Raw genomic sequence first — 10,964 nt, forward strand, 5'->3', positions numbered from 1 at the left:
CCCTTTTTAAATGCAACTAAAATTTAATGAATCAAGTTTGTTACCAACTTTTTTATAATTTTCTTCCAGATATTCAATCTCTTCAATTAGTGATTCAGAGGCATTGGATATGGAAATCATGGATCTTAGCTCTTTAACATTCTTTTCACACTCTTTTATTAAATTGCTAAAAACAATATATAAGAAGGCTATGGTGGTTGCTTCTATTCCTAAAAAATCAATGTTAACTGGTTTTCCAGCTTTGATTCTTTTAGCTATAATCTTATAAAGTCTCATAGCTTTAGTAGGTGAAACAAGAACAGAAGTGTTTAAAAGTTTTTTTAGTATAAGTCTCATTGGATAATACCCCCTTTAAAGATTAAAATCCACTATACAAATAATTAACAGTTAGTATTCAGCTTTACCAGTGAGTTTTCCTTTATCATTGTAAAATTTCCATGTCCCTTGAGGAACACCGTTGGAAAATTTACCCTCTACTTGAATAACTCCATTTTCATGGTACATATAGTAATTACCATTATCTTTTCCATTTAGATAGGTTGTTTCAAAAACTTTGGTTCCATCACTCTCATAAAGGACAAACTTTCCTACTAATTTTCCATCCTTCCAGTTTTCTATGGATCTCAAATTCCCATTAGGATAGAAAGAAAGCCATTTTCCATGTGGTTTTCCATTTTTATAATAACTTCTATCTTTGTGGGAGTTTATTTTTCCAGTGTATGGAGTATGGTCTGCCTTGTAATACATAACACCATCAATATCTTCACCTTGCTCTTCTTGAATAGTATTTGAGCTTGCATATGATATTGTGGAAAAAGTTATAAGTAGTAAAAAAAATAAGATATTCTTTTTCATCTAATCACCTAAAGTTCATAAGTATTTTGCATTTTATTTTACCACAATTAAAAAAAAGTATTCAAGTAAATTGATAACTGTGTTATAATATAGGCGGAATTAACCCATATATTATTTGGACTGTTTTTATGGCGAAATAGTTTAAAAATTGTTTTTATTTATTTTCAGGAGGATGAAGTGGAAAATTACTCGTTACAAGCATTGTTAATTATAACACTTATGATTGCTTATAAGGTATTGGTTTTACATTAATCTTAGAAGAAATTTTACACAGGGGAACTTATTTTAAAGTTAAAATTCTATATAAAAGCTAAGTGTGAGGGAAGCTATAAAATACTGATTAACAGAATCAGTTTTTTTAGCTTTTTTTATTTATAATATAATTTAGAGGTGAGGGTATGGGAGAACTTGGATTAAATATTACTACTCAGGAGATTATACTGAGAATAGTAATGGCAATAATAATAGGTGGAGCAATAGGATATGAAAGGGGTCAAAGTAATAGACCAGCAGGTTTCCGTACCCATATATTAGTTTGTCTCGGAGCAACTATAGTCTCTTTAGTTCAAGATAGTTTAAGAGCTAATATTTTAGCTTATGCAATTACACATCCTGGAACAACAAAAGTTGTAAAAACAGATTTAGGTCGTATAGGAGCTAAAGTTGTCAGTGGAATAGGGTTTTTAGGTGCAGGAACGATAATGAGAGGTAAAGGAGTAATTGGTGGTCTTACTACAGCAGCCTCAATATGGGTAACAGCCTGTATTGGTCTAGGAATAGGATGGGGCTTCTATGGATTAAGCATTTTAGCTGGAGTGGCAGTACTTATAGCTCTTGTTGGTTTAAAATCAGTTGAACGTTCATTAATTGATAATAGATATATAAGTAAAGTTTTAATAGAGTTTGAACCTGGACATAATATTGGAGAAAATATTATTGATATGTATAAAACCATGAAAGAGATGAAAATCAAAATAAAAAGTATGAAAAAAGACGAAGAAAAAGGCTGTGTCACATGTACCTTGAACATTCCAAAAGTGATACAAGGCCTTGAAGTTGTATCAAGTATATCAAAATGTGAAAGTATAAAAAAAGTACATATTCTTTAAGAAAACCATCTTGAAAAAAGGTGTTTTTTTTATTGTAAAAAATGTATAAAGTCGTATAAGTGTACACATAATATCCGAAAAAAAACATAAAAATATTATTTTAGTTCACTTTTTGATAAAAAAAGATTGACAATTGCTCAGAAAAGATGTATCTTTATTATATAATAAAAAATAAACATGGCTAGTGAATGGAGAAGCTGAAAAATAGTCCTTAGTCTTAGATAGGATTACTTTTCAGATTTTTTGTTGCTGGGGAAATGTTTATTGGTGCAACATAATAAAATTTAGAGTTGGAGGAGAAATATGAAAAAAGCAATCAAAAGTGTATTACTTTCAATTACTATGTTATTTCTTTTTGTCGCTTGTGGTGGTAATAAAGCGGCTGAGAATAAAAGAGTTATTAAAGTAAGTATGAAGTTTGTTGATGATGAACAGACAGCAAAATCATTCAAAAAAGTTGTTGATAAGATCAATGAAAGAAGTAAAGGAACATTGGAATTACAATTATTTACAAGTGGAACTTTACCAATTGGGAAAGATAGTATGGAACAAGTTGCTAATGGATCAGACTGGATTTCAGTTGATGGAGTTAACTTCTTAGGAGACTATGTACCTGATTACAATGCAGTTACAGGGCCATTATTATATCAAAGTTTTGAAGAATACTTAAGAATGGTAAGAACACCATTAGTACTAAATCTAAATAAAGCTGCTGAAGAAAAAGGTATCAAAGTTTTATCACTAGATTGGGTTTTCGGATTTAGAAGCATGATGACAAATAAAGTTATCACTACTCCTGCTGACATGGAAGGATTAAATATAAGAGTTCCAACCAGTCAACTTTATACATATACAATAAAAGCATTAGGTGGAAACCCTGTTGCAATGCCTTATCCTGATACTTATGCTGCAATTCAACAAGGTGTAATTGACGGTGTTGAAGGATCAATAATGACATATTATGGAACTAAACAATATGAAAATGTAAAAGAATACTCATTAACTAGACATTTATTAGGTGTATCTGCAGTATGTATTTCAAAGAAAACTTGGGATAGTTTAACTGATGAACAAAGACAAATAATTCAAGAAGAAGTTGATGCTGGAGCAGAAGATAACTTACAAGCTACTAACATTCTTGAAAAAGAATATGCAGATAAATTAAAAGAACATGGAGTACACTTCAATGAAGTAGATGCTGAAGCATTCACTAAGGCTGCAGCTCCTGTATTTGAGGAATTCCCTCAATGGACTCCAGGAATCCATGGAAAAATTATAGAAGAACTTACTAAAATCAGACAAGATATTAAAGAAGGAAAATAATTTAGGGTATAATTGTTTATAAATGGATAGGGGATGAATATTCATCCCCTATTATAGAATACTAAGCAGAAAGGGCTATTTAAGTAGCAAGGTGATCTGATGAAAAAATTTTTTAAAGACTTTGAATTATACATTGGTAGTGTATTTATAAGTATAACTATACTAGTTGTTATAATGAATGTATTTACGAGATATGCATTAAAATTTACTTATTTCTGGGCAGAAGAAGTTGCAGTAGGATGCTTCGTTTGGACAGTATTTTTAGGAACAGCAGCAGCTTATCGTAAGAATGCACTTATTGGAGTTGAAGCAATTGTGGTTTTATTACCACCTAAGATTAGAAAATTTGTACAGTTTATAGTATATATTTTAATGACTTTAATAAGCGGACTTATGTTTTATTTTGGATTTGAATATGTATCATCATCATCTAAAATAACAGCTGCACTTGAGATATCTTATGCGTATATAAACTCAGCTATTGTAATTTCATTTGGACTGATGACTATATATTCAATAATGTATTTAGTGAAAAGTTTCAAGGGTTTATTTTTAGCTGCAAAAGACGAGAAATAGGAATTAGGAGGAATTAGAATGCATCCATTAACACCCGTGGCTATTCTATTTGTGCTATTTTTCTTGGATATTCCAATAGGATTTGCATTGATAGGATCAGCATTGTACTATTTTATATTTATAAATACAACTATGGCTATGAATATGGTTATTCAACAATTTGTAACATCAATTGAATCATTTCCATATTTAGCAGTTCCATTTTTTATAATGGTAGGTTCAGTAATGAACTATTCTGGTATCAGTGAAGAACTGATGAATATGGCGGAAGTATTGGCAGGACACATGAAAGGTGGACTTGCTCAAGTAAACTGTCTTTTAAGTGCTATGATGGGAGGAATTTCAGGATCTGCAAATGCTGACGCAGCTATGGAATCTAAAATATTAGTTCCACAAATGGTTAAAAAAGGGTTTTCACCTGAATTCTCAGCAGCAGTTACAGCGGCTTCATCGGCTGTAAGTCCAGTAATTCCACCAGGAACTAACTTAATTTTATATGCTTTAATAGCTAATGTGCCAGTTGGAGATATGTTTTTAGCAGGTTATACACCAGGGATTTTAATGACTTTAGCTCTTATGATAACAGTTAATATAATCTCAAAAAGAAGGGGTTATAAACCTTCAAGAGAAAGAATAGCAACTCCTAAAGAGATTGGATCTCAAGCTTTAAAATCAATTTGGGCACTTGCAATACCATTTGGTATCATTTTAGGAATGCGTATGGGAATGTTTACTCCTACTGAAGCAGGAGGAGTAGCAGTACTATTCTGTTTCCTAGTTGGATTTTTTGTTTATAAAAAACTTAAGTTACATCACATACCTATTATTTTGAAAGAAACAGTTCAAAGTACTGGTTCAGTTATTATTATCATTGCAGCTGCAAAGGTATTTGGATACTACATGACTTTAGAAAGAATACCTCAAATGATAACTCAGGGACTTATGGATTTTACAAGCAACAAATTTGTACTTTTAATGGTGATAAATATCTTATTGCTTTTCGTAGGAATGTTTATAGAAGGAGGAGCAGCACTTGTTATTCTTGCACCGTTATTGGTTCCAGCTGTTAAAGCTTTAGGTGTAGATCCATTACACTTTGGAGTAATTTTTATAGTTAATATTATGATTGGTGGATTAACACCTCCATTTGGTTCTATGATGTTTACTGTTTGTTCAATAGTACGTGTAAAACTGGAAGATTTTATAAGGGAAGTATGGCCATTTATCGTGGCATTACTTATGGTTTTACTAGTTGTAACTTATTCAGAAAGTATAGCTTTATTTATACCAAATCTATTTAAATAAAAAATTAAGGATGACATGACGTCATCCTTTTTTATATCTATTATAAAAGAGTATCAATAAGAGTTTCACCAATAACTTTTATTCCATTTTCACTAAGAAGTTTAGCTGTGATTCCCTGTCCATCAACAAGAGTTTTAGAAAAAGTACCATCGTAGACTTTATTATAACCACAAGAAGGACTTTTTTCTTTTAGTATAGCTAATTTACAATTATATAACTTAGCAATTTTTAATGCTTCTGCTGCACCTTTTTCATACTCTCTTGTAACATCTGTTCCAACTTTTGAAATAACACGATTACCTTTTATTTCAGAAGGAAAACGTGGTGTAGCAAGACCACCAAGCTGCTCTGGACAAACAGGAATAAGGGTGTGTGTTTTTAAGAGTTCTAATATTTTATCATTGGGTTTTGATTTTCCATCATATCTACAAGCTGTTCCCAATAAACATGCACTTACTAAAATATTCATTGAACATCACCTGTGAAAGACACTAGGACTTTTACTTTAAATGATTCAGGAATCTTTTTTATTCTTTTAACATTGTAGTCATAGCAGACTAAAAGGGTAGATCCGTTAATTACCTTAAAATTATCTGAATTATATATCTCATACTCTACAGTAAAGCTACTTTTAGACAGTCTTATATTTGTAATAGCAATTGTAATATCATCATCAAGAAAAAGTTGTTTATTATATTCAACATAGGCATTTTTTTGAATAACTCCTATGCCGTCACCAAGATCTAATTCACTTAGACCAAGAGACTCAAAATATTTAATTCTTCCATGTTGAAAAAAAAGAAGAGCTCTTTCATTTCCAACGTGACCTCCATAGTTGATATCTTCTTTTTGTATTTTATAATCAGTTTTAAACATATGTTCCTCCTTTTGCAAACTAAGGTAGATTTTTTTCGTTGATTTCATTATAATATGAAAAAAGGAAAAAATAAAGGGAGTGATCTTCTTTGAAAATACGATATGGTGAAGATAAAGATTTTGAAAAAGCAAAAAAAATATGGCTTGAATGTTTTACAGATTCTCAAGAAGAGGTGGATTTTTATTTTTCAACTCTTTATGACAAGAATAACTATCTTTTATTAGAGGAACAAAATGATATTTTAGCATCACTTCATGAAAATAAATTTAATCTTATTATAAATGGAGAAGAGGTTCCATCTTTTTATATAGTAGGAGTTGCAGTATCTCCACAATTTAGAAATAAAGGGTATATGAAAGAAATAATTAAAAGTTCTTTACAAGGGGCAAAGGAGAAGGGGTATGAATTTGTATATCTCTGTCCTATCAACTCAAAATTATATAGAAGATATGGATTTGATTATATATTAGATATTGAAAAATATAAATTTGATATGAATGAACTCCCAAGTGGTGGCATTGATAAAAATATAGTTATAAAAAAATTAGAAGTTCACTTGATAGATGAGTATATTTGTGATTTAATGGATATATATAGAGAAAAAATGAAAGATTTTCTTCTAAGTGTAAAAAGAGATGAAAAGACTTTTAAAAATTTATTGCAAGAAGTAATTAGTGATAATGGAGAGATTTATATTTTTTATAGAGATGATATGCCAATTGGATATACTATTTTCTATAAAGATGAAAAAATCCACATAAGAGAAATTTTTGGTAAGGATAAGAACTCTATAATAAATATTCTTAGATTTATTAAAACTTTTAGAGAGTATTATCCACAGGTTGAGATAAATACACCAGAGAGAGAACATTTGAATTTTTATCTGGATAATCAGGAACAGATTGAGAATGAAATTACATCTTTTATAATGGGAAGAATCATAGATCCAATTAAACTGTTTAAAAGAGTGATAGATAGTAAAATTAATTTGAGATTAAAAATAAATGATGAAATTATTGATAAAAATAATGGAGTCTATATTTTTGATGGAAAGGGAAATATCACTTTTAAAAAAGCTGAACAATGGGATATGAGTATTGATATAGGAAGCCTTGCACAACTTCTTTTTGGATATTGCACTTTGGAAGAACTTATATTTAGAGAAAAGGTTATTTTTTCAAATGAAGAGATAATTAATACTTTAAAAAATAAAAATATATTTGCTCTTTCAAAAAATTATATTCAGGATTATCAGTAGTTATATTTCTTATTATTCAATAATAGAGAGAATAAAGAAAAATAAAAAAGAAATTTTAATTAAAATTGACTTTTGGCACGTTTTAGCTATTTATTTATTTAATTCTATGTAGTATACTAATAGTAGGGAAGCTTGAATATAAAGGAGGAGGGTAATTATGGTCAATCAATATAATAAGGATGGTAAGAAAGAAGGTCTTTGGGTAAAGAATTACGACAATGGAGTGGTGCAAGAAGAGAAAAGATATGTTAACGGTATAAGAGAAGGAGAATACAGATCTTATTATTTAAATGGACAGCTTGAAACAAAGAAAAATTACAAAAACGGAAACATAGATGGTGTTTATGAAACTTACTATATTGATGGCAAATTGAGCTCAGTAAGACATTTGGAAAATGGTGAAAATAAAGGACTAGCAAAGGAATTCTATCCAAACGGTGTTTTAAAGAGAAAAGCAATATATGAAGGAATGTCAACAACAAGTGAAAATATAAAATATTACCCAAATGGACAGGTAAAAGTTGAAGTTAACCTAAAAGATGGATTTATGTTTGGTCCTTATAGAGAATATTATTCAAATGGAGCTCTATACATCGAATGTAACTATGGAGAAAATGGAAAATTAGAAGGTAAATATAAAGAGTATGACCCAGCTGGAAAATTAATTAAAGAAGCAGTTTATGTTAATGGGAAGTGCTAGTTAGAGCAGAAATAAAAATACAAAGGGTAATTCCTCAAGTTGAGTGGATTACCCTTTTACTTTCTTTTCTCAGCATATTAGTAAAATAAAATAGCTTTATTTTAGCAATATTTTGAGAAAAAGGCAGGTAGTTATGGAAAATATTTTACTGGAAAGTTTAAAAACAAGTGCTATTGATGAAACTTTAGATTCAAATCAAAGTTATCAGCATAGACTTTTATCAAATAGAGAAGAAAAAATAATTACAACATTTAGAAGAGAACTGGAAAATTGTGATGAATTTATTATATCAGTTGCTTTTATAACAGAGGGAGGCTTAACTTTAATCCTGGAAGAATTAAGAGAGTTGGAGAAAAAAAGGATAAGAGGGAGAGTCCTTACAGGAGATTATCTTAATTTTACTCAGCCTAAAGCTCTGAAAAAACTTCTTGAATTTACTAATATTGACTTACGTATCCTATCAAATGAAAAATTTCATGCCAAAGGATATTTTTTTAGGAAAAGGGAAATGTGGACAATATTTATTGGTAGTTCAAATCTTACTCAGACAGCTCTTACAGTTAACTTTGAATGGAATTTGAAAATTAATTCCCTTTCAGATGGGAAGATTGCCAAAAGTGTTATTGGAGAATTTGAAAAGTCATTTTACCAACTTCCGAAAGTAGATAAAGAGCTTTTAGATGATTATGAAAAACTCTATAACATCAATAAAATGCAAATAAAAAACTGGAATATGAGCAGAAATAAAAAAGAGAAAGTTCCAGTACCGAATATCATGCAGGTAAATGCTTTGGAAAATCTAAAAAAAGTGAGAGGGACAGAGAACAAAGCTCTACTTATAAGTGCTACTGGTACAGGTAAAACCTATCTTAGTGCTTTTGATGTGAAAGAGGTAAATCCTAAAAGAGTTCTTTTTATAGCTCACAGGAAAACAATTCTTTTAAAAGCTATGGAAACATATAAAAATGTAATGCCAGATGGCAACATATCTTTATATGAAGAAAATCCTGATGCTCAATATGTATTTGCAATGGTTCAGACTTTAAGCAGAGAAAGTCATTTAAATTATTATAAGGAAGGTGCTTTTGACTATATAATTGTAGATGAAGTACATCACGGAGGTGCTCCGTCATATCAAAAAATTATAAATTACTTTAAACCAAAATTTCTTTTGGGAATGACTGCTACTCCAGAAAGAAGTGATAATTTTAATATCTATGAACTTTTTGACTATAATATAGCTTATGAGATAAGACTTTATGATGCTTTAAGGGAGAATCTTCTAGTTCCTTTTCATTATTTTGGCATATCAGATATAGTTGTAGATGGAGAGACAATAAATGATAAGACGTCAATAAATAAACTTACTGCAGAAGAGAGAGTAAATAATATAATTGAAAAAAGCAGATTTTATGGCTATAGTGGAGATATCTTACATGGATTGATTTTTGTATCCCGTATAGAAGAAGCTAAAATTTTAGCTCAGAAAATGACCGAAAAAGGGGTAAAAGCAATTGCTCTAGTTGGAGAACATAGTGATTTTTATAGAGAACAGGTAATAAAATGGTTAGAAGATGGAGAGATAAATTATATAATTACTGTAGATATCTTCAATGAAGGTGTAGATATACCGTGTGTCAATCAGATTATCCTTCTTAGACCTACTCAATCTTCAATTGTGTATATTCAACAGTTAGGAAGAGGGTTGAGAAAATATCCTGAAAAAGAGTATGTAGTGGTTTTGGACTTTATAGGTAACTATGAGAAAAACTTTCTTATTCCAGTTGCTGTATCACAAAATAGTAGTTATGATAAAGATTATTTAAAGAGATTTATAATGAATGGAACAGATATGATTCCAGGGGAAAGTTCTATATCTTTTGAAGAGATTGCTAAGGAGAAGATATTTGAAAATATAAATAAAACCAATTTTTCAACTAAGAAAAATATTGAAGCTGACTTTAATCTTCTTGAAAAACAGTTAGGTAGAACTCCAATGCTATATGACTTTTTTCAAAGAAATATGATTGATCCAAGCGTTATATTAAAATATAAAAAAACTTATGATGAAGTATTGAGAATTATGAGACCTAAAGAAAAGTTTGGAAATATAAATAAAGTTGAGAATAATTACCTGAGATTTTTGTCAGGATTTTTTACTCCTGCTAAAAGAGTTCATGAGATAGAAGCTATTCTTTATATGATCCAATATGGAAAGCTTTATCCTGATGAATTTAATAGATATATAGAGGAAAAATATAAGCTTATAAATCAGAAGGAAAGTAGTTACAATAGTTTAAAGCATCTATCTAAGGAGATATTTGTGAGCCTTTCTACTGTGAAAGAGTATCTTCCTATTTTTGTGAGATATGAAGATTATTTTGTCTTTTCAGAAGATTTTATGCAAAGTTACAAAACTAATAGCTATTTCAAATCTCATATAGATGATCTTTTAAAATATAATCTTGCCTATGCTTTAAAAAATTATAGACAGCAAGGTATAGAAAGCATTTTAAAATATAAAGAGTATAGTAAACAAGAAAGTTTCTGGTATCTAAATTTAGATTTCAATAATGGTTATCAGGTAAGTGGGTATACTGTATTTGAGAGTGAGAGAAAAGTTGTGCTTTTTGTTACTCTAGATGATGAGCCTCCTTTTACATTATATGACAACAAATTTTTTGACAATCAAAGATTTACTTGGTATTCTAAAGAGAGAAGATGTTTATCTCGTAATGGTGAACTTACAATAGAAGGGAAAATTGCAGAAAATTATTATACTTTAGAAGCTTTTATAAAAAAGAAATCAGGTGAGAATTTTTATTATTTAGGACAGGTGGAAAAAGTTTTGAATCCCAAGGAGATTACAAACTACAAAGGTAATCAAGTAGTTGAGTACGAACTTAAGTTGAAATCAGAGATAGATAGCACACTATTTGAATATTTAATGAGGAATATTTA

At 29.7% G+C, this 10,964-nt stretch carries 11 protein-coding genes; 7 read left to right on the forward strand and 4 right to left on the reverse strand.

What is annotated here, in order from left to right:
* Positions 1-6: 6 nt before the first annotated feature.
* A complete protein-coding gene (locus IX290_RS10295; RefSeq protein WP_211493101.1) occupies positions 7-336 on the reverse strand; it encodes a DUF4325 domain-containing protein in 330 nt (109 codons plus the stop codon).
* A gap of 51 nt (positions 337-387) precedes the next feature.
* Positions 388-855 (reverse strand): toxin-antitoxin system YwqK family antitoxin, encoded by a 468-nt coding sequence (locus IX290_RS10300; protein ID WP_211493102.1) that lies wholly within the window; start codon positions 853-855, stop codon positions 388-390.
* Between the two features lie 398 nt (positions 856-1,253).
* Here IX290_RS10300 and IX290_RS10305 point away from each other — a divergent pair, with 398 nt between their 5' ends.
* From IX290_RS10305 to IX290_RS10320, 4 genes are all read left to right on the forward strand, one after another.
* Complete coding sequence (locus IX290_RS10305; protein ID WP_211493103.1) at positions 1,254-1,964, forward strand: MgtC/SapB family protein; 711 nt, start codon at positions 1,254-1,256, stop codon at positions 1,962-1,964.
* Between the two features lie 303 nt (positions 1,965-2,267).
* On the forward strand, positions 2,268-3,287 hold the full coding sequence (locus tag IX290_RS10310) for a C4-dicarboxylate TRAP transporter substrate-binding protein (RefSeq protein WP_211493104.1): 1,020 nt from the start codon (positions 2,268-2,270) through the stop codon (positions 3,285-3,287).
* 99 nt (positions 3,288-3,386) lie between these two features.
* Positions 3,387-3,863, forward strand: a complete 477-nt coding sequence (locus IX290_RS10315) for a TRAP transporter small permease (protein ID WP_211493105.1) — start codon at positions 3,387-3,389, stop codon at positions 3,861-3,863.
* 18 nt (positions 3,864-3,881) lie between these two features.
* On the forward strand, positions 3,882-5,168 hold the full coding sequence (locus IX290_RS10320; protein WP_211493106.1) for a TRAP transporter large permease: 1,287 nt from the start codon (positions 3,882-3,884) through the stop codon (positions 5,166-5,168).
* Between the two features lie 40 nt (positions 5,169-5,208).
* Here IX290_RS10320 and IX290_RS10325 read toward each other — a convergent pair whose 3' ends face one another.
* Together IX290_RS10325 and IX290_RS10330 are read right to left on the reverse strand one after the other, a co-directional pair.
* Entirely contained in the window at positions 5,209-5,637 is a 429-nt protein-coding gene (locus tag IX290_RS10325; protein ID WP_211493107.1) for a DUF523 domain-containing protein, read from the reverse strand.
* A complete protein-coding gene (locus IX290_RS10330; protein ID WP_211493108.1) occupies positions 5,634-6,044 on the reverse strand; it encodes a thioesterase family protein in 411 nt (136 codons plus the stop codon). Before IX290_RS10330 ends, IX290_RS10325 begins: the two co-directional genes overlap by 4 nt.
* Positions 6,045-6,133: 89 nt before the next feature.
* Between IX290_RS10330 and IX290_RS10335 the strand changes: the two genes are divergently transcribed.
* The 3 genes from IX290_RS10335 to IX290_RS10345 form a co-directional block, all read left to right on the forward strand.
* Positions 6,134-7,303 carry a GNAT family N-acetyltransferase gene (locus tag IX290_RS10335; protein ID WP_211493109.1) on the forward strand — a complete coding sequence of 390 codons (1,170 nt, stop codon included), beginning with the start codon at positions 6,134-6,136 and terminating at the stop codon, positions 7,301-7,303.
* Between the two features lie 157 nt (positions 7,304-7,460).
* Positions 7,461-8,003 carry a toxin-antitoxin system YwqK family antitoxin gene (locus tag IX290_RS10340; RefSeq protein ID WP_211493110.1) on the forward strand — a complete coding sequence of 181 codons (543 nt, stop codon included), beginning with the start codon at positions 7,461-7,463 and terminating at the stop codon, positions 8,001-8,003.
* A gap of 133 nt (positions 8,004-8,136) precedes the next feature.
* A partial coding sequence (locus tag IX290_RS10345; protein WP_211493111.1) for a DUF3427 domain-containing protein occupies positions 8,137-10,964 on the forward strand: 2,828 nt, incomplete at its 3' end.

Source organism: Fusobacterium sp. DD2 (assembly GCF_018205345.1).
Lineage (GTDB): Bacteria > Fusobacteriota > Fusobacteriia > Fusobacteriales > Fusobacteriaceae > Fusobacterium_A.